The following is a 23,025-nucleotide window of genomic DNA, read 5'->3' on the forward strand; positions in this document are numbered from 1 at the left end:
GCCTGTCGCTCATGTCCCCCTTCGACCCCGTGCCGGTACTGCGTCGCTACGCCCTGCACGGCCGATTGATGTGGCGATCGGCACCAGGCTGGGCGAGCGTGTCCCTGTTCCTGTCGCTGACGATGGCGGCCGCCCGAACGGGCACCTTGGTCACTGTCGGCGGTCTCGTCGGGGCCCTGGCACAGGCAATCCAGCAAGGGACCGGTTCGGCAGCGGCGCAAGACGCGTGGCAGTGGTTCGCCGCCACCGCAGTCCTGTTGGTGCTGGCTCCGGTGGCCGGCGCTCTGCTGATGGCTACGGGGCAAGAGGTCTCCGCCGCCTACCTGCTCACAGTGCGGGACATGACCGCGGAAACCGCGTCACATCCTTACGGCATTGCGCATCTGGAGGAGCCGGCGTCCGCAGGGCGACTATCCGCACTCGCCCAGGCGCCGACGGACTGGCTGTTCCTGGCGGGGGTCGATGTGGTGTGGGAACATGTCGCCATCCGGCTCGGAGGCTTAGGGGCGCTGTTCGTGCTGGCCACCTGGAACTGGTGGGCGGCCGCCCTCGGCGCCCTCGGCTGGCTCGTTCTGAGCAAGGGGTTCGCCAGCTGGAGCGGCACCTTGTTCGATGAGCTCCTCGATGTCACCGGCAACGATCGGCGCCGTGCCGAGTACTTCCATCAAGCGCTGACCGGAACGGCCGCCGCCAAAGAGATCCGTCTCTTCGGCCTGGCAGGCTGGCTCTCGGCCCAGTACGCGGCCTCCTGGACGGCGGCGATGCGAGTCGTCTGGGCCAACCGCTCGCGTGGCTTGCGCATCACCACAGCGGCGGTGTCCGCTCCGCTGATCTCGACAGGATTGCTGTTCTACTTGCTTGCCAGAGATGCCCTTGCCGGTGCGATCGCGGCAGGCGCCTTGGTCACCCTGGTCCAGGCGGTCCTGGCGCTGGAAGCTTTCGGGCCGCAGAATGACGCGCAGACCTCCTTGGCGCGGACCACGTCGACGGTGGCCGAGCTGGCCAGGCTACGCGCGGAGTACGGACTACCGCTGTTCCCCGTGCGGCGCCCCCAACCTGACGTTCCGGCGGTGAAATCCCCTGGTGCGGCGGTGATCTCGATCCGCGACGTGACCTTCCGCTACCCCTCCCGGGATGCTCCGGCGCTGGCCGGCCTCACCTTGGACATCCCAGCCGGACAGTCCGTCGCGCTGGTCGGTCTGAACGGCGCAGGCAAGTCCACGGTGATCAAGCTCCTCTGCGGCCTCTATCCCTGCCAGTCCGGAGCGATCGCGATCGACGGGAAAGACCCGGCGACCAACTCGGCAGCCCGGCGCAGAGTGGCGGTGGTGTTCCAGGACTTCGTCCGCTACCCGTTGCCGCTCCGTGACAACGTCGCGGCCGGCGCGCGCGACCGTCGGAGAGACACGCCCTTTCTCGAGCAGGTCCTGTCCGACGCGGGCGGCAAGAAGTTGCTCGATCGACTCGAGGACGGCTGGGACACTGTCCTGTCGGCCCAGTACACCGGCGGTACCGATCTGTCGGTCGGTCAGTGGCAGCGCGTCGCGCTGGCGCGGGCATTGGCCGCGGTTGACTCCGGCTGCGGGATTCTGGTGCTCGATGAGCCGACTGCGGCCATGGACGTTCGGGCTGAGGCCGAGCTGTTCGATCGTTTCCTCGAGATCACCCGCGGTGTCACCACGCTCTTGGTGAGCCATCGTCTCTCGAGTGTGCGGCATGCCGGGCGGATCGTGGTCCTCGCGGAGTCCGGAGCGGGGGGATCCCGAATCGTCGAAGACGGAAGCCACGAGGAACTGCTCGCTGCCGGCGGCTCGTACGCCCGGCTCTTCGCTCTGCAGGCCGCCAGATTCACACCGGGAGGCGGGGCAGACGATGAGGCAAACAGTTAGGGCGTTCTGGCTGGTCGTCTCCACGGCGATTCGGGTCAGCCCCGTTCAGACGTTGCTCTGCCTGTGCGAAACGGCGGCTGTCGGCTGCCGGTTGCTGCAGCCGCTCTTCCTGGCGTGGTTCGTCGGCGGCGTGGTCGCAGGGGATCGCGGCCGGATCGTGACGGCCACCGCGGCCTTCATGGCGGTTTCCACGGTCCGGTTGCTGCTCAACCTCGTGGGGGTGAATGCCAGGATCGGGCAACTGGAACGGGTCGGCTACGCGTTCGGCAACCGGATCGCCATGACGGCAGCCTCGATCCCCACCACCGATCACCTGGAGTCTGCCGCCTATCTGGACCAGATGCAGACGATCCGCGATCAAGAGTGGTCACTCGGCCTGGCGACCAACATGCTCCTCAACAGCTTCAACAACCTGGTTCTGGTCGGAGGCACGATCGCCCTTGCCAGTACCGCCGACTGGAGGCTCGTCCTGGTTGCCCTGGCCGGTCTGCCAACCGTCGCCGCGGCACGCTGGTTCGTCCGGTGGCAGGGAGTTGCGGAGGACGCCGCCGCGCAGCACGGCCGGCTTGCCGGCCAGTTGCTCGACCTGCTGGTCCGCCCGGTCTCCGGTGCGGAGGTCCGGATCTTCGGGCTGACCGAGGACCTGCGGCGCAGAGTCCGGGACACCTCGGCCCGCTGGCGGCGGCCTTACGTCTTGGCAACCCGCAAGAAGTCCGGTGTTCAGATCGTCGGCAGCCTGCTCTTCTTCGGCGTCGCCGTCACAGTGCTCGGCTGGATGCTGACCGACATCATCGCCGGTCGGCAGCGTATCGAGGCGATGGTGCTCGCACTGTTGCTGATCGGACGCCTGCAGTCCATCGGCGACGTGATGCAACGAACCATCGACAATCTGAGCCAGGTCGCCCGCACCGCCGGCCGGATTCTCTGGCTGCTGGACTACGAGCGTGTCGTACTTCGGCAGCACGGAGGGACGCAAACGCCGCCGCGCCGGCTTCGGAAGGGCATCCAGCTGACGGAGGTCAGCTATCGCTACGAGTCGGGCGGACAGCCTGTCCTGAAGGACTTGTCACTCGAACTACCGGCGGGATCCATCGTTGCCGTGGTGGGGGAGAACGGGGCGGGAAAGTCAACGCTGGTGAAGCTGCTCGCAGGTCTGTCCCGGCCGACCGCCGGACAGATCCAGCTGGACGGCGAGGACCTGGCCGGTTTCGATATCGTTGCCTGGCGCAAAAGACTGTCCGGTGCCTTCCAGGATTACGCCCGTTTCGAGCTGACCGCCGGGCAGAACGTCGGCCTCGGGGACCTGGAACAGCTGACCAACCGAGAGCGCATCGACCGGGCCTTGGACCGCGGCGCGGCGGCGGAGGTGCTGGCATCGCTGCCGAACGGGCTGGAGACGCAGCTGGGATCGAGCTGGCCGCAGGGTGTCGACATCTCCGGCGGCCAGTGGCAGCGGCTCGCACTGGCCCGAGGGATGATGCGGGAGAGCCCTCTGCTGCTGATGCTCGATGAACCGACCGCGGCGCTGGATGCTCACACGGAGCACGCCCTGTTCGAGCGGTACACGCGGGCCGCCCGGGCCGGCCGCCATCTGGGCCTCATCACGCTGCTCGTCACCCACCGCTTCTCCACTGTTGCTGCCGCCGACCTGATCGTTGTCCTGGACGGCGGCCGCGTGATCGAACAGGGAAGTCATGAAATATTGCTTGCTGCCCAAGGGAGGTATGCGGAGCTCTACCGACTTCAAGCACGCGGTTACCGCTGACCGGCCGGCCTGACCTCAGGCCTTGAGCGCCTGAGCCAGGTCTGCCCAGAGGTCGTCGGGGTGCTCGATGCCGACGGAGAGCCGGATGAGGTCCTCAGGGATGGTCGGCACCTCGATGGCCCAGCGGCGGCGGCGTTCGAGCATCGACTCCACGCCGCCGAGGCTGGTGGCGTGGACCCAGAGGGTGGTGGATTCGCAGACCCGCTGAGCGCCGAGCGCGTCGCCGCCGAGTTCGAAGGCCAGGATGGCGCCGAAGCCGGACATCTGGGCGGCTGCGCGGGCGTGGCCGGGGTCGTCGGCAAGACCGGGGTAGCGGACCTTCGAGACCCGGGGGTGGTCCAGGAGACGGGCGGCCAGGAAGGCAGCGTTGGCCTGGGCTCGTTCGAGGCGCAGGGCGAGGGTGCGGAGGCCGCGCAGGGCGAGGAACGCTTCCATCGGGCCGGGGATCGCGCCCAGGCTCCGGCGGCGTAGCTCCAGAGCAGACCACAGGTCGTCGGAGTTGGTGATCACAGCACCCAGTACGACGTCCGAGTGGCCGGCGATGAACTTGGTTGCCGAGTGCACCACAATGTCGGCGCCCATCGACAGCGGCTGCTGCAGGAGCGGTGTGGCGAACGTGTTGTCGACTACGACCGTGGCACCCGCAGTACGGCCTGCAGCGGCGACCGCTGGGATGTCAGCGACCTCCATCGCCGGGTTGGTCGGCGACTCGACCCAAAGCATGTCTGCACCGACTACTGCGGCTGACACTGCTGCACTGTCGGCAATGTCGACCCGATCGACCGTCAGGCGCCCAGCCGCCGCCTGCTGGTCCAGTAGAGCCAGTACGCCGCTGTAGGCGTGCAGCGGCGCGACAATCCGGCCCCCGACCGGTACGAGGTCGCAAACCGCAGCAGCAGCCGCCATGCCCGAAGCGAAGCTCAACCCGCGACCGCCTTCGAGTGCGCCGAGTGTCGTCTCCAGCGCCGCCCAGGCGTCGTTGTCGAAGCGGCCGTAGCCCCTGCTCCCACCGGCGATGTACGTCGAGCTGAAGACAGGCGACTCACCCAGCGGCGCGTCAGGCACTCGGGCGGGGCGGCCGGCGTGCACGACGACGGTGGAGGGATCCAGGTCAGGGGTCATGGCCCTGATTGTCCCTGCCAGGGACTACGCGGTCGGGAGCGGGATACCGCCGCCGCGCAACAGGCCCATCGCCTCGTGGGCCAGGTCCTTCACCTCAGTGCCGTCGGGGTTGTCGACCCAGGTCTGCACGACGATCTCGATGATGTTCATGATCGTGCCGGCGGCCAGGGCGGCAGTGAACTCGACCGAGTCGCCGGCCAGCCGTTTGGTCAGCTCCACGGTCAGCTCGTTGCGCCAGCGCCAGGTCACCTCGGCCAGACGCGCGCCCACCGACGGGGTCTGCCCGGCCAGCTCGTAGACGGCCCGCACCCGGTCGGGGTTCCGCTCCAACTGGTCGAGCACCAGCCCGATCACGCTCTGCAGACCGTCGGGCAGGTCCAGCTCGGCAGGCTGCTCGCGGAACCAGTCCAGTGCCCCGAACATGCTGTCCTCGACGAACTCCAGGACCAGCGTCTCCTTGGTCGGGTAGTACCGGTAGAGCGTGCTCGGTCCCACCTCGGCGGCCGCGGCGATCTGCTCCACCGTGGTCCGGCCGAAACCGTTGTCGGTGAACAGTTCGAACGCCTTGTCCGAGATCAGCCGGCGAGTGCGCTCCCGCTTGAGCTCCCGAAGACCCATGCCCTGCCCCTTGCTCGTACGCCGGTCCGGTACGTGCGGGCAGCGTACACGCCCCTCGACGCGCCGACGGTCGAGTTTAAATGGCTTCTGCAGTCATATGGTAGTTACTACCAAATTCCTCCCCTGCTCAAACATCGAAGCGAGGATCTTGCCGATGACCCAGACCACCAGCGGAGCCACCGAGAGCGCCCAGCCGTCCTTCCCCGCGGGCCGCCCGAGCGGCTGCCCGTTCGATCCGGCCACGGGGTACACCGCGCTGCGGGACACCGCCGGCCCGACGAAGGTGTCCACCCCGGCCGGTGTCGACGCCTGGGTGTTCAGCCGGTACGACGACGTGCGGTCGGTACTCTCCGATCGCCGGTTGAGCTCCCGGCTGGCGCCGTCGACGCACGTGGTGCCGGAGGCGGACCTGGACAGGGAGGCCGACTCGGGGTCGATCCTGCAGAACGACGGGGAGCGGCACGCGCACCTGCGCCGGCTGCTGACGAGCGAGTTCACCGTCAAGCGGGTGCAGGCGCTGCGGCCACGGATCCAGGAGCTGATCGAGGACCACATCGACGCGATGCTCGCGAGCGAAGGGCCGGTCGACCTGGTGCAGGCGTTCGCGCTGCCGATCCCGTCGCTGGTGATCTGCGAACTCCTCGGCGTCCCGTACGCCGATCGCGACGAGTTCCAGGAGCGTTCCGCGGTGCTGGTCTCGGTCGACCGGCCCGAGGAGGAGGTGCTGCGGGTCAGCGACGAGATCAACCAGTACATGGCGGGCCTGGTGCTGGCCAAGCTGGAGAAACGTGACGACGACCTGCTGTCCCGGCTGATCACCCGCGCCGAAGAACAGGGCAATCCGCTGACCGTGCCCGAGCTGGTCTCGATCGGCATCACGTTGCTGATCGCCGGTCACGAGACCACCGCCAACATGATCGGCCTCAGCACACTGGCGCTGCTGCGCAATCCCGAGCACCTCGACGAGTTGCGGGCCAAGCCGGAGCTGGCTCCGACGGCGGTCGAGGAGATGCTGCGCTACCTGACCGTCATCCAGTTCGGCCTGTTCCGGCAGGTGATGGAGGACATCCCGCTCGGCGACGACACGCTCAGGGCGGGGGAGTACCTGGTGGCGGCGCTGTCGTCCGGCAACCGGGACGAGGTGGCCTTCCCGGACCCCGGCCGGATCGACCTGTCCCGCAAGGCCTCCGCGCACCTGGCCTTCGGCTTCGGCCCACATCAGTGCCTTGGGCAACAACTCGCCCGGATCGAGCTGCAGGAGGTCTACACCCGGCTCTACCGGCGGATCCCGTCGCTGCGGCTGGCGGTGCCGTTCGAAGAGATCAAGTTCAAGGACAACACCCTCGTGTACGGCGTGACGGCGCTGCCGGTCACCTGGGACCGCTGAGCGAAAGGAGACCGATGATGGACGTCAAGATCGACCAGGAGAGTTGCGTCGCGGCCGGGCAGTGTGTGCTGGCGGCTCCGGACGTGTTCGACCAGCGCGACGAGGACGGCGTCGCGATCCTGCTGCAGACCCCCGAAGTCGACCAGTACGACGCCACTCGCGAGGCGGCGCTGCTCTGTCCGGCCAGGGCGATCCACCTCAGCGAGTGACGTGGTGTTGGCGGCGGTCGGCTCCCGATCGCCGGGTGACGGACAGCAATCTGAAGAGTTCTTAACTGAACCCTGGTCAAAGCCGCCCGGAAGTGCCGCTATCGTCGAGCCGGTGAGTGAGTACTCGAGGGAAGAAAAAAGCAAGCCCCGCGTCGCGGTAGTTTTCGGCGGCCGGTCGAGCGAGCACGCGATCTCCTGCGTCACCGCGGCCAACGTGCTGCAGGTGATCGACCGGGACAAGTACGACGTCGTCCCGGTCGGCATCACCACCAGCGGCCACTGGGTGCTGGAGAGCGGCGACCCGGAGCGGCTGTCGATCACCGACGGCAAGCTCCCGGAGGTCGACGTGACCGCGCTGCCGGTCCTGTTCGGCGCGGACCGCGAGCTGGTCGTGACCGAGCCGGGCGAGGTGCCGAGCACGCTGGGCGAGGTGGACGTCGTCTTCCCGCTGCTGCACGGCCCGTGGGGCGAGGACGGCACGCTGCAGGGTCTGCTGGAGATGTCGGACATCCGGTACGTCGGATCCGGCGTCCTGGCGAGCGCTGTCGGCATGGACAAGCACTATATGAAGGTCGTCTTCGAGGCCGCCGGGCTCGGCGTCACGCCGTACGTCGTGATCCGCGACCGGGACTGGACCCGCGACCCGCAGGGCTGCCGGGACGCGGTCGACCAGCTCGGCTACCCCGTCTTCGTGAAGCCGGCCCGGGGCGGTTCCAGCCTCGGGATCAGCAAGGTCAACAACTTCGAGGAGATCGACGCGGCCGTCGCCGAGGCGCGCGCCCACGACCCGAAGGTGATCGTCGAGGCGTCGGCCAAGAGCCCGCGCGAGATCGAGGTCGGCGTCCTGGGTGGGCTGAACGGTGGTCCCGCCGAGGTCAGCGTCTGCGGCGAGATCTCGGTCTCCGGCGGCGGCCACGACTTCTACGACTTCGAGACGAAGTACCTGCCGGAGGGCGAGGAGTACACCGCGCTGTCGGTGCCGGCCGAGCTGCCGGAGCACATCGCGGCGGAGATCCGGGCGAAGGCACTGGTCGCGTTCGACGCGATCGAGGGCGAAGGCCTGGCCCGGGTCGACTTCTTCCTGGACGCCGACGAACAGGTTGTCATCAACGAGATCAACACCATGCCGGGCTTCACCCCGACCAGCATGTTCCCGCGGCTCTGGGCCGAGACGGGGGTCGACTACAAGCAACTGGTCGACCGGCTGCTGACCCTCGCGATGACTCGTCCGACCGGGCTCCGCTGACGACCTCCGCTACCTGAACAGCGTTGCTTCCGGCCCTGGATCATCGATCCGGGGCCGGAAGCTGTTCCTGCCTCAGGGCGATTCGTGCTGCAGTAGCGCGCGGAAGCTGCGCGGGGGCCGGCCGGTGAGGCGCTCGACATTGTCCGTCAGGCGGTCCTCGGAACCCTCGGCCACGGCCCGGTCCAGCGCGACCAGCAGCGTGGCGAACTCCGCCGGCACCAGTCCCGCGAAGCGAGCGTGCATCTCCTCATCGGGCAGTTGGTGATGAACCACCGGGCGGCCGGTCACTTCGGTGATGGTGCCGGCGATGTCGTCATAGCTGAGCACCTCGGGACCGGTGAGGATCAGATCGGTGTTGGGCGCCTGGTCGTCGGTCAGGGCGCGAACGGCGACGGCCGCGATGTCCGCGGCGTCGACGAACCCGACCCGGCCGGCTCCGGTCGCGGTCCAGATGGCGCCCTCCGCACGGATGCTGACGGCGTGTGCGTGGTTGCCGGTGAAGTTCTGCATGAACCAGGACGGCCGCAGGACAGCCCACTGGTCGAACAGCTCAGGAAGGACCTGATGCACCGCTCCGACGGCCGGGCCGCCCGCAGGGATGGCGGAAGAACTGAGGAGCACCGCACGATTCACACCGGCGTCGCGGGCCTGCTCGAGAAACGGCAGCATGACGGCCAGCGGGTCGGAGTCGCCCAACGGCGGGAGAAGGTAGACGCGGTCGACTCCGTCGAGGGCGTCCGCGTAGGTGTCCGGGTTGGACCAGTCGAAGCGAACCGGCACCGCACCGGCGACCGGCGTGGCTTGCCGGCTTGCGGCTTTCACGCGGCAGCCTGCTGCCACCAGTTGAGCGGCGACGCGGCTGCCGGTCGTACCGGTCGCGCCGATGACCAGCGTGCTGCCGGTGCTCATCGACCGGCCGCGGCGAAGTTGGCGCCGGGTTCGAGAATGGCGAGAGGGTTCCAGTAGTCGCGGTACGAGGTGAAGCGTCCGTCCTGCACGGTGACGACGGCGATGTAGGTCATCTCGAACGGCTTGCCGGTCTCGACCAGGCGGCCGACGGCACGCATCTCGACCACGATTGTGTCCGCGGCGGCGGTCTGATGGATCTGCAGGTCGGGAATGTCCTGCAGGTCGATGTGGTCGGGGTAGCTGCGCATGTAGGCGGCGATGGCCTCCCTGCCCTCCAAACGCGACGGCCAGCCTGGGGGCGCGAACGGGAACTCCATCAGGCCGTCCTCGGCCCACAGGTCGACCCAGGCGGGAATGGCCTTGTTCAGCAGGAGACGCAGGCTGTGGCGGTACAGCTCGGCTGGCTGGAGGGGAACGGACATGAGTATCCTCATCTAGTAATCCGGACCAGCGGTCCGGAATTTCCACAATACGGACCGCCGGTCCGGATTGCAATCGAAGGACGTGGCGTGACCGAACGCAAGCTTCGCAAGGATGCCGTCCGGAACCGGGCGGCCGTTCTGGCCGCTGCCGACGCGCTCTTCGCTCGGCGCGAGAGCCCGGAGGAGGTCACCATGGCCGATATCGCGGCCGCGGCCGGTGTGGGCAAAGCGACGCTCTTTCGTGCTTTCCATGACCGAACCGGGTTGATCCGGGAGTTGTACTCGGCACGGCTCGCGCCGACGATGGAGGCTGTCGAAGCCGGTCCGCCGCCGTTGGGGCCCGGTACGCCGCCGCTTGAGCGGGTACCTGCGCTGCTCGACGCGCTCCTGTGCTTCAAGCTCGACAACCGCCGGCTGGCGCGAGCGCTGGAGGAGACCGGAAGCGGCAGCCCTTATCTGGCGCGGCATTATCAGCAGTGGCATAGCTTGCTGCGAGACCTGCTGGAGCAGATTCCGGGTCTGGTCGGTAGCGACTTCGCCAGTCATGCGCTGCTCGCCGCCACCCGGGCTGACCTGGTCGAGCATCTGGCCGGTCAAGAAGGTGCACCGCGGGAACGGATGCGGGCGGACCTGGCCGGGTTCACCGCCAGAGTGCTGGGCACCGACTGACGGCTGGGTCAGCCTGGTGACGTGCGGGTGCCGGCGGCCTTCGCATTGAGGTAGCGCTGTTGCGGGACGCTGGTGGTCAAGGTCGCGGCCAGCTCGTACGCCGTGCGCGCGCCGGTCGCATCGCCGGATTGCTCCAGGAGGTGCGCTCGGACCGCGTGCAGCCGGTGATCCCTGGTGAGACGCTCGTCGTCCTCGATATCGGCGAGGAGCTTCAATCCCTGCTGTGGCCCGTGTGCCATCGCCATTGCGACCACGTGGTTCAGCGAGACCATCGGATTGTCGGTCAGCTGGAGAAGTACCTCGTACAGGGCGACGATCTGAGGCCAGTCGGTCTCCTCCCACGACGGCGACTCGTCGTGCACGGCGGCGATGGCGGCTTGCAGCTGATAGGGACCCACCGGGCCGCGGGGGAGCGCATCGGTGACGAGGGCGACCCCCTCGGCAATCGCCGCACCGAGCCAGAGTGAGCGGTCCTGGTCCGCCATCGGGATCAGTTCTCCGGAGGGGCCGGAGCGGGCCGGGCGGCGGGCATCGGTGAGCAGCAGGAGAGCGAGAAGACCGGCCACCTCGGCGTCGTCGGGCAGCAGCGCGTGGACCAACCGCGCGAGGCGGATGGCCTCGGCGGCCAGTTCGACGCGTTGCAGGGTAGGCCCCGCGGTGCTGGCGTAGCCCTCGTTGAAGATCAGGTAGATGACCTTGAGGACCGCGTCGAGGCGCTCGGCACGGTCGGGTGGCAGGGAGAAGCGGGCCCCGGCGTCCCTCACGCGCTGTTTGGCGCGGGTGATTCGCCGGGTCATCGTCGCTTCGGGGACGAGGAAGGCGCGGGCGATTTCGGCGGTGGTCAGGCCGCCTACCGCTCGCAGGGTCAGCGCGATCTGTGAGGCCGCCGAGAGGGAAGGATGGCAACACAGGAAGAGCAGGATCAGGGTGTCGTCGGCGACTGGTACGGAGTTGTCGACCGGCGGGACCAGCCGGTCTTCCGGCAGAGTCCACTGGGCCACGGTGTTCTCACGCCGCTGCCGCGCCTGCTCGTTGCGGAGCAGGTCGGTCAGCCGGCGGGAGGCCACCCTGATCAGCCAGGCCCGGGGATCGTCAGGTCGACCTTGGCCCGGCCACTGCCGGGTCGCCGCCAGGAGCGCTTCCTGGACGGCGTCCTCCGCGGTGTCGAAATGCCCGTACCGGCGGACGAGCGCCCCGAGGACCTGCGGCGCGAGCTCGCGCAGCAGGTCGTCGGGGACGGACTCGGCCATCGGGCTCTCCAAAGCAGTGGGTTGCGGTCAGCAGGTCAGCAGGTCAGCAGGTCAGCAGGTCGGCCGGTAGGACCGCGGTGAACGCGGCTACGGCGGAGGGGGCGGCCAGGTTGCGCGAGCAGCCGAAGGTGACCGGGTTCGTGGTGATCACCTGTGCCGTCGGCTCTGGCGGCGGCGGGCTGCTCAGCCGAGCAGTTCCTCTTGGCCTTCCACGATCGGGCGGACGTCGGCGTACGCGGTGGCCCGGATGTGCTCCGGCGCGGGGGTGTTCGCCAGTTGGGCGGCGATCTCGGTCGCGCGGTCGAAGCTGTCGCACTCGACGATCCAGTACCCGGCGAGAACCTCCTGGGTCTCGGCGTACGGGCCGTCGGTGACGACCGCGGCGCCTTCCTTCGATCCGAGTCGCCGGGTCAGCACCGGGGCGGCGAGCGCGCGGGTCTCGACCAGCTCGCCCGACTCGGCGAGGTCTTGGTTGAACTTCTCCATGAAGGCGCCCATCGCGGCGAAGTCCTCGCCGGTCCAGGCCGGCCCGCCGGTGTCCTTGCCGGCCATGCCGTCGTAGTCCTGCTGTGACGCGTAGGTGAGGATCATGTACTTCATCTGGGTCTCCCGTCGGTGTGGCACCAACTCTGGTGCCTCTCACCGGCTACGTCGATGCCCTCAGCAGGAACCGGACATGCACCCACCAGGAACTTCCCAGGACGGGAGAACTGTCAGGTGCAGGGGGAGATCAGCGTGTTGTGCGCCTTCACGGCGTCGGAGACGTCCGTCAGCGCGTTCGCCTCCGGGGTGTACTTCTTCGGAACGGCGATCTCCAGGAAGAGCCGGCGGCCGATCGTGGTGAAGATCGTGCCGTTGCTGACCTCCTCGGCGAACCAGCCGACCCCGTTCACCTCGAAGCACTGCGACTCGGCCTCCGCCATCCCGGCAGGAGTGGCCACCCCGCAGGTCACCTCGATCGGCGGATCGCCGTACGCCGTGGTCAGCGCGCTGACCGGCTCGGTCTCGCGGCGCTCGGCGTCGAGGACCTTGGCCGGCAACGCCTGGATCAACCGGGTGCAGGCGTCAGCGACCTCGGGGGCGGGGGACGGCACGGCGAGCTTCGCCGGGCCGGGACTACAGCCGCCCAGAGCGGCCGGAGAGATCGTGAGCAGAGCAACGGCCAGCGCGACTCGTGGGCGGACGCGCCGGCCGTGGGCAGCCGCCGGGCTCAGATGTGAACGACGGGGCACGTCAGCGTGCGGGTGATGCCGGGCACGTTCTGCACCCTCGCCACGACCAGTTTGCCCAGTTCGTCGACGTTGCGGGCCTCGGCGCGCACGATCACGTCGTACGGACCGGTGACGTCCTCGGCCAGGGTGACGCCCTGGACCTCGGCGATCTGTGCTGCGACGTCGGCAGCCTTGCCGACCTCGGTCTGGATCAGGATGTAGGCCTGGACCACCACGTCGTTCTCCACTCAGTCGTCCTCAGCTGGTCAGGCCACAGTACTGCAGCGCGGCCGGGCGTACTCTTCGTTGCTCGGTCACCGTACCGCCTAGACTCCGTGCAGGCATATGGGAGGTCTGCTGACGTGACAGAGACGTTGGGAAGCACCGGTGAGTTCGGCTTGATCGAAGCCGTCACCAAGAGCTTTCCGCAGGGTGAGGACGTCCTGGTCGGTCCGGGCGACGACGCGGCCGTGGTGACGGTGCCGGACGGCCGGATGGTGATCACGACCGATCTGCTGGTGGAGGGCCGCCACTTCCGCCAGGACTGGTCCTCGGCGTACGACGTGGGCCGCAAGGCCGCCGCCCAGAACCTGGCCGACATCGCGGCGATGGGCGCCCGGCCGACCTCGATCGTGGTCGGCTTCGGTGGACCGGCCGAGCTGCCGACCGCCTGGGCGCTCGAGCTGAACCAGGGGCTCGCCGACGAGTGCGAGCTGCTCGGCGTCAGCATCGTCGGCGGCGACACCGTGCAGTCGGACAAGATCATCGTCTCCGTCACCGCCTTCGGCTCGCTCGACGGTCGTGCCCCCGTACTGCGCTCCGGCGCGCGCCCCGGCGACGAGGTGGCCGTGGCCGGCCGCCTGGGCTGGGCCGAGGCAGGGTTCACCGTGCTCAACCGGGGCTTCCGCTCACCGCGGTCGGTCGTCGAGGCGCACCGCCGCCCGCAGCCGCCGTACGCCGAGGGCGTGCGCGCCGCGATCGCGGGCGCCTCGTCGATGTGCGACGTGAGCGACGGGCTGATCTCCGACCTGACCCACATCGCGGTCGCCAGCGAGGTGCTGATCGACATCCGCTCGGCCGCGCTGTCGATTCCCGAACCGCTGCAGGCGGTCGCCTCGGCCACCGGCGCGGACGCTCTCGCCTTCGTGCTGAGCGGCGGCGAGGACCACGCGCTGGTCGGTACCTTCGAACCGGCCGACGTGCCGGAGGGCTGGACCGTCGTCGGCACCGTTGCCGTGGGCAACGAAGAGCGGCCGCCCGGCACGGTGACGGTCGACGGTGAGCTCTACACCGGCGGCACCGGGCACGCGCACTTCCGGAACTGACCACCTCTGTCCTCAGGAGCTTCCATGAACGCCGCACCGCCCAGGGTGCTCACCGTCGCCGGGTCCGACTCCGGCGGCGGCGCCGGGATCCAGGCCGACCTCAAGGCGATGCTGGCCAACGGGGTGCACGGGATGAGCGTGATCACCGCGATCACCGCGCAGAACAGTCTGGGCGTGCAGGGAGCCTGGGAGCTGCCGCCCGAGCAGGTGTTGGCGCAGTTCCGCAGCGTGGTGGACGACATCGGCGTCGACGCGGTGAAGACCGGGATGCTGGCGTCCGTCGCGATGGTGCGGGTGGTGGCCGGGCTGCTGCGGACGTTGCCGGCCGGCGTACCGGTGGTGGTCGATCCCGTGTCGGTGTCGAAGCACGGTGACGCGCTGCTGGCCGAGGATGCGATGGTGGCGGTGCGGGAGGAGATCGTGCCGCTGGCGACCGTGCTGACGCCGAACCTGACCGAGCTGGGGCCTGTTGCCGGCATGGAGTTGCGCAGTGCCGAGGATCGGGAGCTGGCGGCGAAGGTGCTGCTCGACGCGGGTGCCTCCTGGGTGCTGGTGAAGGGCGGGCACGACGCCGGCTCGCTGGCGGTCGATGTGCTGCACGGGGACGGGGTCCGGCTCGAGTTCAGTGCGCCGCGCGCCGACAACCGGCATACGCACGGGACCGGGTGCACACTGGCGAGCACGATCGCGTCGTACCTTGCTCGCGGGTACGACGTACCGGCTGCCGTCGGCGCCGCGAAGGAGTACATCAGCGGGGCGGTGGGCAGTGGATTCGCGCTCGGTGGTGGGATCGGGCCGGTGGACCACGCGTGGAAGTTCCGACACAGGAGTGAGTGACAGGTGAACAAGAGCCGCCCCCCGGTGGACGGGCTGTGCGACGAGTGCGGCTTCAACTACGACACCGGTGACCTGCAGGGCACGGTGACGACGCTGGTCCGGCAGTCCGCCGAGTGCAGCATGGCGCTGACGAAGGCTGCCGCGGGACCCGACTCGAGCGTCGTACGGATCCGGCCGGAGCCTGACGTGTGGTCGGCGATCGAGTACGCGTGCCATGTGCGGGACGTGCTGGAGACGCAGCGTTCCCGGATCGCGCAGTGCCTGGCCGAGGACCGCCCGGTGTACGCGCCGATGGACCGGACCGGGCGGGTGAAGCAGGCGAAGTACGAGGATCAGAACCCGTTGGAGGTCGCGGCGGCGGTGATGCGGTTCGCCCGCGAGTTCGGTGCGGCGGCGCGGGTGCTGACGCCGCCGCAGCTGGGCAAGCTCGGCCTCTACAACTATCCGGTGGTGGCGCCGCGATCGCTGGGGTGGGTGATCCGGCATACGGCGCACGAGATCCAGCACCATCGGATGGACATCATCAGGATCCTTGCTGTGCTGGAGCCGCCGATCGTCCCTGCGCCGAAGCTGGTGGTCGAGGAGGCGGCCGACGCAGTGGAGTTGACCGAGGAGACTGCTGTGGTGGAAGAGGATCCTGCTGCTGGGCAGAGGGACTGAGGCTCGCCGCTCTACCGGCTGGCGTAGGCCGGCTCCGGGTGATCTGTGCGGCTCGGCGTCAGTCGGATGAGGGTGCGGGACAGCCACGAGGTACGGGTGTGGCGCGCTTCGCGAGACAGGGCGGCTTGGGGGAAGACGGCGTCGAAGCCGTGGAACCCGCCGGACCACACGTGCAGGTCGGCCTGGCCGCCCGCGGCCCAGATTCGGCTGGCGTAGCTGACATCTTCGTCGCGGAAGACCTCCGCGGTGCCAGCGTCGATGTAGGTGACCGGTAGGCCCGACAGATCCTCGGCGAGGGCGGGAGATAGGTAGCTGGACGGGCTGGTGCTGCCGGCGAGCACGGAGCTCCAGCCGAACTCGTTCATCTCGCGGGTCCAGATGCCGGGGTCGCCGGAGTACTGGTGGCTCGAGGCGGTGACGCCGCGGTGGTCGAGCATCGGGCAGATCAGGATCTGGGCCGCGATCGCGACGCTGCGGCGGTCGCGGGCCATCAGGGTGATTCCCGCCGCGAGCCCGCCGCCGGCACTGGCGCCGGCGATGATGATGCGGTCGCGGTCGATACCGAGCTCGTCGGCATGCTCGGCGATCCAGAGCAGCCCGGCATAGCAGTCGTCGACCAGCGTGCTGCCGCTGACCTCGGGCGCCAGCCGGTAGTCCACCGAGACGACCACGGCGCCGAACTCCTCGAGCCACTCCAGCGGGATGTCGATCTGCGACAGGCGATCGCCCATCACCATTCCGCCGCCGTGCATCCAGTAGATGCAGGGCGCTGCCTCGGCGCCGACCGGGCTGAAGATCGACAGCGGGAGCTGCGCGCCGTCCTGGGCGGGGACGGTGACGTCCTGCCGTTCGACGGTACGACGTCCGTAGAACGTCTCGGGTGGTGTCGACGGGTACTGGCGCAGCGTTGCGAGCAGGTCCGGGGTGAGCTGCGAGTTGAGCGGCATCTGGGTGAGCAGCGAGTGCAGTTCGGGGTCGAAGTCAGGGCGTGACGAAGTCATGGTCTTGGTCCTCGGTTTCGTGGTCAGAAGGAGGGCTTGCCGCCGACGGGCACTTCGTCGGAGTACTGCGAGTCGGCGGTCAGCAGCAGTTGCAGCCGAGCGGTGAACGCCTTCGCCTCGTCGGAGGCGAAGAACCGGCCGTGGGCCTCTTCGCTGACCCAGCCCTCGGTGACGTGCAGGACGGCGGGGTCACTGGCCGAACGCCCGACCAGGAAGACGACACAGTCGTCGTTCGGCAACGAGGGGGCGTCGAGCAGAGCGGCGAGCGCCTCGTCCGCCTTACCGGGAAGGGCGGTCATGGTGGCGTGGAATCCGTGGGTGATCCTCATGCCCCAAGTCTTCGCCGCAGAGCTGCTCCGACGGTAGATCCATCCTCGCGGACTCTTGCCTATTCCGATCGTCTTCTAGAGGATCGTTCGCTCTGACCAGTGGGCCAGGGAGGTCGCGGTGGTGATGTGGTCGAGGCCGAGGGCCGCGGCGCCGCGCAGTACGCCGGTCTTCTGGTGGGTCGAGTCGAGCACTGCGGGCGGCGCTGCGCGACGGAACGTCATCAGGCCTTCCGAGTAGGCGGTGGCGAACGCTTCCGGCGCCGCGGCCCGCAGTGAGATCGCCAAACCGCCCAAAGTCACCACCTCCGGGTCGTGGGCGTTGACCAGACCTGCAACTCCGGTGGCCAGTGCCGCGGCCACCTTGTTGACAGCTGCAGCCACCGGCTTCTCGTTGAGCCGCTGCAGCACAGCCTCGGCGTAGCTGTACGGGTCGTCGGGCTCCGGCTCGGACAACTGCCGCGCGAGCGCCCGGCCATCGATCTCAAGGTCCCAGCAGCCACGGGCGCCGCAGGGGCAGCGGCGGCTGCGGTCGCCGAAGGGGATATGCCCGTACTCGCCGCCGGCGCCAGTAGCGCCGCTGGCTGGGCTCCCGTCGATAATGAGAGTCCCGCCGACTCCCACCTCGACAATGAGGTGCAGAGCAGTCCCCGCTCCAGCGGCGGCGCCCATGCGTGCTTCGGCCACCCCGCTGAGCGTCGCGTCGTTCCCCACCAGCAGCGGCAGTCCGGTGCCCGCCACCACCGGATTCAGATCGACAGTGCTCCACCCCAACACCGGAGCTTGCATCAGGTGATCTCCCCTGACCGTGCCCGCCACAGCAAGGCTGACAGCCAACAGGCGATCCCCGTACTGCGCCTTGGCGCTAGCCACGCCCGCCCTGAGCGCCGCCAGCACCACTTCCGGCCGCCGGCTCCGGTGGCGCCTGGACGCCTGATCAACCAGTACGCCGTCCACCGGCACAACCGCGCTTCGCCACTCTGCTTGCCGCAGCTCCATCACGAGAACCACCGGCCCCCGCGGATGCGGGCGCAGTACGGTGGTCGGCCTGCCGCGGCCCTGACTGGGCGCGGGCGTCTCGGTGAGCAACTCCAGGTCGCGCAGCCGTGCAGTGACCTCGGTGGCTGAACTAGTGCTCAGACCCAACTGGCGGGCGACCGCGGCGCGAGTGACGCCAGGCTCGCGAGCCACCTGGCCGAGTACGTCGGCGGCGGTCTGCCACTGGCCACGTCTTGCCGTCATGGGACCCCTCGGGTTTATGCTCGGAGTACGAGTTTAATGGAGGCGTCGATGGAGTTACGGCAACTGCGAGCCGTGTTGTTCGACATGGACGGCACTTTGGTCACTTCCGACGCGTCTGTCGAGCGCGCTTGGACGAGCTGGGCCGGCGAGTACGGCGTGGACGCCGTCGAGGTGCTGTCCCAGGCACATGGCGCGCCGGCGGAGTCCACTGTCGACCGCATGCTGCCCGGTCTACCGGACGCGGAGCGCATCAGCGCCGCCGCTCGCCAGTTGGAGCTCCAGTACGACGACTTGGACGGCATCAGCGCCGCTCCCGGTGCCGCGGAGGTGCTGGCAGCGATCGAGCGCCGCGGGCTGCCCTGGGCGGTGGTCACGAGCGCGGACGAGCGACTGGCGAAGGTACGCCTCGGCGCCGCGGGCATCGAGCCGCCGCTCCTGGTGACGATCGAGGACGTCATCCGCGGCAAGCCTGATCCCGAGGGGTATCTCCGAGCGGCCAAGCAACTGGACGTCGATCCGCGGTACTGCCTGGTCGTCGAGGACGCCGAGGTCGGTCTCCAGGCGGGACGAGCTGCCGGAGCCATGACGGCGGCGCTGAAGGGCCTCGACGGCGACCTGCGTCTCACTGATCTGCACCAGCTCGCAGCACAGCTGGACGGCGCGCCATCGCGATGACCGAGCGCCGTGCCGACCAGCGCGCCGGAGTGTCCGCTGAGCTGCTGGGCGCGCTTTCGCTGGCCGGCTTGGGGTTCGCGATCGCCGGCCTGGGCGCGTGTGTGGCTCTGCTGGCCAGAGATCTCGACGAGTCGACAGACCGACTCGCGGTACTGCCGTCCGCCTTCGCGGTCGGTCTGCTGATCATCGCCGCCGTCGGTTCGGTCGTGCTGCGGAAGGACGCCAAGCTCCCGGTACTGCGGATCGGCGCGCTGGTCTGCGCGGCCGGCGCCGTGCTGCTCGCCGTCGCGGGCAATCTCGTGGTCGCCCTCGCCGGTGGTCTCCTCGTCGGCCTCGGCGGCGCGCTGATGATCCTGGTGGTGCCGCTCATGCTGTCGGGCCCGCGAGCTGCTGTCCGGATCGCCCGGGCCAACGCCGTCTCCAGCACCACCGGGATCTTTGCTCCGCTGGTCATCGGCACGCTCGACTCCGCCGGTCCGACCGGTCGTCTGGCGATGCTGCTTGCCGCCGTTCCGCTCGTGCTGCTGCTCCCGCTCGCTCGCCACGGCAGTGGACACGAGCGACCCCGTAGCGAGCCGGCCACGACCGGCGAAGCTGCCGCGTCCGGCGAAGCCGCCGTGGCAAGGGAAGCCGCCGTGGCAAGGGAAGCCGCCGTAGCAAGGGAAGCCGCCGTGGCCAGGCAAGCTGCGATGGCCGGTCAAGCTGCGGTGGTCGGTCAGGCCGCGGTGCAAGGTGGAGCTGCCGGGATGCCGGTGATGGCGGGAAGTACTGCGCGGAGGCCGTGGGGGAGTGTGTTCGGCGGTTGGTCGCGGGTCGTGCTGGCAGTGGCGGTGGAGTTCTGCTTCGTCATCTGGGCCGTCGCCCGGATGCTGGCGACCGACCTCCCAGCCGGTACGGCGGCCTTGCTGGCCAGCGCCTTCCCGATCGGGATGGCGGTCGGCCGCGTGATCGGCCCGATGAAGGTCCGGCGGGTCTCGGCGCTGTTGCCGGCCGCAGTACTGACTGCTGTGGGCACTGTGCTCGTGACAGCGTTCGACACCCCGGTGCCGGTGACGATCGGGCTCGGCATCGCCGGACTGGGAGTCGCGACCATGTACCCGATCGTGCTCGCCGACCTGATCTCCGTTCCCGGAGTCAATCCCGCCCACCTCGCGTCGTTGAGCGCGGGCGCGTCGGGAGTCGCGATCCTGCTCGCTCCGGCTGCTCTGGCGGCGCTCGCCGGAGTACTGGAGTTGCGGGCCGCTTTCCTGATGCCCCTGCCGCTGCTGGCGGTTCTGTTGCTGATCCGCCGCCCCGTCGGCCCGCGGCCCACCGACAGCCAGTCCAGTGACGGTCGGCCAGTGGCAGTCAGCCGGTGACAGTCAGTCCGTAGCGCGCCAGCAGTTCACGCAGTACCTCGCGCCCCTGGACGAGGTCGTAGAGCTCGGCATGGACGCCGGCCTGCCGTGCGCCCTCGATGTTGGCCGCGTTGTCGTCGATGAAGAGCACCGACGAGCCCGGCCGGTCCACGGCGGCCAGAATCGCCTTGAAGTACGCCGGATCCGGCTTGGCCAGCCCGAAATCGCAGGAGTAGAAGGTCTGGTCGAACCAGTCGCCGTAGCGCCGCTCGTCGTGCATGATCGCCCGCCGGAAGGCCTGCTGGTTGGTGGCCAGATGGCAGCCGATTCCGGCGGCGCGCAACTGCTGGATCCAGCCGATCACCACCTGGTCCGCCTCGAACTCTCGCCACAGTTGCAGCACGTCCTCGAGCGTCCCGGTCGCGGACCAGCGCTGCAGTACCTCGGCGACGGCCTCCCGGAAGTCGCCCTGGCCGACGATCGACGGCTTCTCCGACACCATCAGGTCGAGGACGAAGTCGTCGGCCGATCCGACCGGCACGTAGCTCCCCAGGATCCGCTGCCAGTCGACGGTGCCCCGCTGGATCACTCCATCGGCGTCGAACAGAACGGTGTCGATCGTCTCGAGCGGCATGGCGTCCATCCTGTCAGCCGCACCCACCACTCCGGCCCTTGACCGGTTAAGTTGGGATGCTCTTACCTTGTCGATGTCGAACATTACTGGACAGGTTCTGGCCAATTCGAACAGCTGTATTTCCCCTCCGGTCGGTGATGACGGGCCGCCGGCGAGTGTGATCTTGTGGACCGGCGGCTCCTGATCGACGGCCGCCGCTTCGGGCCCGGCAGCGCCGCCGGCGCCAGGAAGCTCTGACCGAATTGACCGCACCTCGATGAGGGGAACCTCTGTGCAGAACAGCAAACTTCGCTGGGGAGTTCTGGGGACCGGAAACATCGCCTCCCGTTTCGCCAGTCAGGTCCCGGCGTCCGCGACCGGCGTCCTGGCCGCGGTGGGCAGCCGTAGTCAGGCCTCGGCCGACGCGTTCGGCGACAAGTACGGCATCCCGCACCGGCACGCGTCGTACGGCGAACTGCTCGCCGACGACACCGTCGACGCCGTCTACATCGCCACCCCGCACCCGCTGCACCCCGAGTGGGCGATCAAGGCGGCCGAGGCCGGCAAGCACGTGCTGTGCGAGAAGCCGCTGGCGATCAACCGGTCCTGGGCGGCGGCGATGATCGAGGCCGCGATCCGCAACGACGTCTTCCTGATGGAGGCGTACATGTACCGCTGCCTGCCGCAGACCAAGCTGGTCACCCAGCTGATCCGCGACGGCGCGATCGGCAAGGTGCACCAGATCCAGGCGTCGTTCGCGTTCCAGGCGGCCTTCGACCCGGGCAGCCGGATCTTCGCCGACGACCTGGCCGGTGGCGGCATCCTCGATGTCGGTGGCTATCCGGTCTCGTACGCGCGCCTGATCGCCGGTGCCGCCGTCGGAGCGCCGTACGCCGATCCGGCGGCGGTGACCGCGGTCGGTCAGGTCGGGCAGACCGGCGCCGACGAATGGTCGGTCGCGACGCTCTTCTTCGACTCCGGCCTGACCGCCCAGGTCAGCACCGGCGTCCGGCTCAACGACGACAACCAGGTCCGGGTGCTGGGCAGCGAGGGCTACCTGGTGATCGAGGACCCGTGGTTCGGCGGCGACGGCAAGCCGACCCACGTCACCCTGCACAAGGTGGGGGAGGAGCCGCGGGACATCTCCGCCGAGCCGGCCTTCATCTACACCGCCGAGGCGGACGCGGTCGCGGCGGCCATCGAGCAGCGGCAGGCGCCGGAGATGTCGTGGGGCGATACCTTGGGCAACCTCGAAGTACAGGACGAATGGCGCAAGCTGATCGGCCAGCAGTACGCGAGTGAGCGTGACGACGCGATCGTACCGACTACGACCGGGCGGCCGTTGGCCCGGCGTACGGACGCGCCGATGACGTACGGCGAGGTGGCTGGTGTCGGCAAACAGGTGTCGCGGCTGGTGATGGGCGTGGACAACCAGAACACGCTGCCGCACGCGGCGACCATGTTCGACGACTTCGTCGAGCGTGGCGGCACCACCTTCGACACGGCCTGGATGTACGGCGGTGGCCGCGGAGAGCGACTGCTCGGACAGTGGATGAAGTCGCGCGGCAACCGCGATGAGCTGGTGGTGATCGGGAAGGGCGCACACACGCCGCACTGCGATCCCGAATCGGTTTCGCGGCAGTTGTTCGAGTCGCTGGAACGCTTGCAGACCGACCATGTCGATCTCTACCTGCTGCACCGCGACAACGAGGAGATCCCGGTCGGAGAGTTCGTCGACGTCCTGGACTCGCACTTCCGGGCCGGGCGGATCAAGGCGTTCGGCGGCTCCAACTGGACGACGGCCAGGTTCGACGAGGCCAACGCCTACGCGGAGGCGGCCGGGAAGCAGCCGTTCACGCTGCTGAGCAACCACCTGAGCCTGGCCCGGGCGTACGACGTACCGTGGGCCGGCTGCCGGCATGTCAGCGACGACGAGTCGCAGGCGTGGCTGCGGAAGCGGCAGGTGACGTTGTTCCCCTGGTCGAGTCAGGCACGCGGATTCTTCACCGGACGGGCCGAGCCGGAGGACCGGTCGGACGAGGAACTGGTGCGCTGCTTCTACTCGGACGGGAACTTCGAGCGACTCCGGCGTGCCCAGGAACTGGCGGCCAAGTATGGTGTGGGTGCGACGGCGATCGCGCTGGCCTGGCTGCTGCACCAGCCGTACCCGGTGTTCCCGCTGATCGGACCGCGTCAGCTCAGCGAGACGCGGACCTCGTTGCCAGGGCTGTCGGTGGAGTTGTCGGGCGAAGATGTGGCCTGGCTAACAGCCGCCGACCTGGGCTGATACCGAATTGGTAGACGCGTCAGCC

The 23,025-nt window shown here is 68.9% G+C and carries 24 protein-coding genes; 12 read left to right on the forward strand and 12 right to left on the reverse strand.

Going from position 1 to position 23,025, the window contains the following annotated elements:
• Positions 1–11 precede the first annotated feature (11 nt).
• Together OX958_RS12610 and OX958_RS12615 are read left to right on the forward strand one after the other, a co-directional pair.
• Entirely contained in the window at positions 12–1,889 is a 1,878-nt protein-coding gene (locus OX958_RS12610; protein ID WP_270137498.1) for an ATP-binding cassette domain-containing protein, read from the forward strand.
• Positions 1,873–3,654 carry an ABC transporter ATP-binding protein gene (locus tag OX958_RS12615; RefSeq protein WP_270137500.1) on the forward strand — a complete coding sequence of 594 codons (1,782 nt, stop codon included), beginning with the start codon at positions 1,873–1,875 and terminating at the stop codon, positions 3,652–3,654. Before OX958_RS12610 ends, OX958_RS12615 begins: the two co-directional genes overlap by 17 nt.
• Before the next feature lie 15 nt (positions 3,655–3,669).
• Here the strand turns inward: OX958_RS12615 and OX958_RS12620 are convergent, their stop codons facing one another.
• Together OX958_RS12620 and OX958_RS12625 are read right to left on the reverse strand one after the other, a co-directional pair.
• Positions 3,670–4,776, reverse strand: a complete 1,107-nt coding sequence (locus tag OX958_RS12620; RefSeq protein ID WP_270137502.1) for a trans-sulfuration enzyme family protein — start codon at positions 4,774–4,776, stop codon at positions 3,670–3,672.
• 24 nt (positions 4,777–4,800) lie between these two features.
• Complete coding sequence (locus OX958_RS12625; RefSeq protein ID WP_270137503.1) at positions 4,801–5,394, reverse strand: TetR/AcrR family transcriptional regulator; 594 nt, start codon at positions 5,392–5,394, stop codon at positions 4,801–4,803.
• 154 nt (positions 5,395–5,548) lie between these two features.
• On the opposite strand from OX958_RS12625, the gene OX958_RS12630 reads away from it, so the two are divergent.
• From OX958_RS12630 to OX958_RS12640, 3 genes are all read left to right on the forward strand, one after another.
• Positions 5,549–6,781: a cytochrome P450 gene (locus OX958_RS12630; protein WP_270137504.1), complete on the forward strand. Its 1,233-nt coding sequence runs from the start codon at positions 5,549–5,551 to the stop codon at positions 6,779–6,781.
• A gap of 14 nt (positions 6,782–6,795) precedes the next feature.
• Entirely contained in the window at positions 6,796–6,990 is a 195-nt protein-coding gene (locus OX958_RS12635; protein ID WP_270137505.1) for a ferredoxin, read from the forward strand.
• A gap of 112 nt (positions 6,991–7,102) precedes the next feature.
• Positions 7,103–8,236 (forward strand): D-alanine--D-alanine ligase family protein, encoded by a 1,134-nt coding sequence (locus OX958_RS12640; protein WP_270137506.1) that lies wholly within the window; start codon positions 7,103–7,105, stop codon positions 8,234–8,236.
• Between the two features lie 72 nt (positions 8,237–8,308).
• Here the strand turns inward: OX958_RS12640 and OX958_RS12645 are convergent, their stop codons facing one another.
• Both OX958_RS12645 and OX958_RS12650 read right to left on the reverse strand, forming a co-directional pair.
• Complete coding sequence (locus OX958_RS12645) at positions 8,309–9,145, reverse strand: NAD(P)H-binding protein (protein ID WP_270137507.1); 837 nt, start codon at positions 9,143–9,145, stop codon at positions 8,309–8,311.
• A complete protein-coding gene (locus tag OX958_RS12650) occupies positions 9,142–9,567 on the reverse strand; it encodes a nuclear transport factor 2 family protein (RefSeq protein ID WP_270137508.1) in 426 nt (141 codons plus the stop codon). Before OX958_RS12650 ends, OX958_RS12645 begins: the two co-directional genes overlap by 4 nt.
• 87 nt (positions 9,568–9,654) lie before the next feature.
• Between OX958_RS12650 and OX958_RS12655 the strand changes: the two genes are divergently transcribed.
• Positions 9,655–10,236 carry a TetR/AcrR family transcriptional regulator gene (locus tag OX958_RS12655; protein ID WP_270137509.1) on the forward strand — a complete coding sequence of 194 codons (582 nt, stop codon included), beginning with the start codon at positions 9,655–9,657 and terminating at the stop codon, positions 10,234–10,236.
• Between the two features lie 8 nt (positions 10,237–10,244).
• Here the strand turns inward: OX958_RS12655 and OX958_RS12660 are convergent, their stop codons facing one another.
• The 4 genes from OX958_RS12660 to OX958_RS12675 form a co-directional block, all read right to left on the reverse strand.
• Positions 10,245–11,486: an RNA polymerase sigma factor gene (locus tag OX958_RS12660; RefSeq protein ID WP_270137510.1), complete on the reverse strand. Its 1,242-nt coding sequence runs from the start codon at positions 11,484–11,486 to the stop codon at positions 10,245–10,247.
• Between the two features lie 183 nt (positions 11,487–11,669).
• Positions 11,670–12,086, reverse strand: coding sequence for a YciI family protein (locus OX958_RS12665; protein ID WP_270137511.1), 417 nt, complete (start codon positions 12,084–12,086; stop codon positions 11,670–11,672).
• Between the two features lie 113 nt (positions 12,087–12,199).
• A complete protein-coding gene (locus tag OX958_RS12670; RefSeq protein WP_270137512.1) occupies positions 12,200–12,718 on the reverse strand; it encodes a DUF3515 domain-containing protein in 519 nt (172 codons plus the stop codon).
• On the reverse strand, positions 12,697–12,933 hold the full coding sequence (locus tag OX958_RS12675; RefSeq protein ID WP_184806149.1) for an Lrp/AsnC family transcriptional regulator: 237 nt from the start codon (positions 12,931–12,933) through the stop codon (positions 12,697–12,699). Before OX958_RS12675 ends, OX958_RS12670 begins: the two co-directional genes overlap by 22 nt.
• A gap of 126 nt (positions 12,934–13,059) precedes the next feature.
• Here OX958_RS12675 and OX958_RS12680 point away from each other — a divergent pair, with 126 nt between their 5' ends.
• From OX958_RS12680 to OX958_RS12690, 3 genes are read left to right on the forward strand one after another with little or no spacing between them, the layout of a single operon-like run.
• Positions 13,060–14,022 (forward strand): thiamine-phosphate kinase, encoded by a 963-nt coding sequence (locus OX958_RS12680; protein ID WP_270137513.1) that lies wholly within the window; start codon positions 13,060–13,062, stop codon positions 14,020–14,022.
• A 24-nt stretch (positions 14,023–14,046) separates the two neighbouring features.
• Complete coding sequence (gene thiD / locus OX958_RS12685) at positions 14,047–14,859, forward strand: bifunctional hydroxymethylpyrimidine kinase/phosphomethylpyrimidine kinase (RefSeq protein ID WP_270137514.1); 813 nt, start codon at positions 14,047–14,049, stop codon at positions 14,857–14,859.
• Positions 14,860–14,862: 3 nt separating this feature from the next.
• Entirely contained in the window at positions 14,863–15,519 is a 657-nt protein-coding gene (locus OX958_RS12690; RefSeq protein WP_270137515.1) for a DinB family protein, read from the forward strand.
• Between the two features lie 11 nt (positions 15,520–15,530).
• Here the strand turns inward: OX958_RS12690 and OX958_RS12695 are convergent, their stop codons facing one another.
• From OX958_RS12695 to OX958_RS12705, 3 genes are all read right to left on the reverse strand, one after another.
• Positions 15,531–16,520, reverse strand: a complete 990-nt coding sequence (locus OX958_RS12695) for an alpha/beta hydrolase (protein ID WP_270137516.1) — start codon at positions 16,518–16,520, stop codon at positions 15,531–15,533.
• A gap of 23 nt (positions 16,521–16,543) precedes the next feature.
• Positions 16,544–16,849, reverse strand: a complete 306-nt coding sequence (locus OX958_RS12700; protein ID WP_270137517.1) for a putative quinol monooxygenase — start codon at positions 16,847–16,849, stop codon at positions 16,544–16,546.
• A gap of 75 nt (positions 16,850–16,924) precedes the next feature.
• Positions 16,925–18,088: an ROK family transcriptional regulator gene (locus OX958_RS12705; protein ID WP_270137518.1), complete on the reverse strand. Its 1,164-nt coding sequence runs from the start codon at positions 18,086–18,088 to the stop codon at positions 16,925–16,927.
• Between the two features lie 48 nt (positions 18,089–18,136).
• Between OX958_RS12705 and OX958_RS12710 the strand changes: the two genes are divergently transcribed.
• A complete protein-coding gene (locus OX958_RS12710; RefSeq protein ID WP_270137519.1) occupies positions 18,137–18,763 on the forward strand; it encodes an HAD-IA family hydrolase in 627 nt (208 codons plus the stop codon).
• Positions 18,760–20,121: an MFS transporter gene (locus OX958_RS12715; RefSeq protein WP_270137520.1), complete on the forward strand. Its 1,362-nt coding sequence runs from the start codon at positions 18,760–18,762 to the stop codon at positions 20,119–20,121. Before OX958_RS12710 ends, OX958_RS12715 begins: the two co-directional genes overlap by 4 nt.
• On the opposite strand, the gene OX958_RS12720 is transcribed toward OX958_RS12715, so the two are convergent.
• On the reverse strand, positions 20,111–20,734 hold the full coding sequence (locus tag OX958_RS12720) for an HAD-IA family hydrolase (protein ID WP_270137521.1): 624 nt from the start codon (positions 20,732–20,734) through the stop codon (positions 20,111–20,113). The genes OX958_RS12715 and OX958_RS12720 overlap by 11 nt on opposite strands.
• 271 nt (positions 20,735–21,005) lie before the next feature.
• Between OX958_RS12720 and OX958_RS12725 the strand changes: the two genes are divergently transcribed.
• Positions 21,006–23,000: an aldo/keto reductase gene (locus OX958_RS12725; protein WP_270137522.1), complete on the forward strand. Its 1,995-nt coding sequence runs from the start codon at positions 21,006–21,008 to the stop codon at positions 22,998–23,000.
• Positions 23,001–23,025 lie beyond the last annotated feature (25 nt).

Source organism: Kribbella sp. CA-293567, assembly GCF_027627575.1.
In the GTDB taxonomy this organism is placed as follows: Bacteria; Actinomycetota; Actinomycetes; order Propionibacteriales; family Kribbellaceae; genus Kribbella.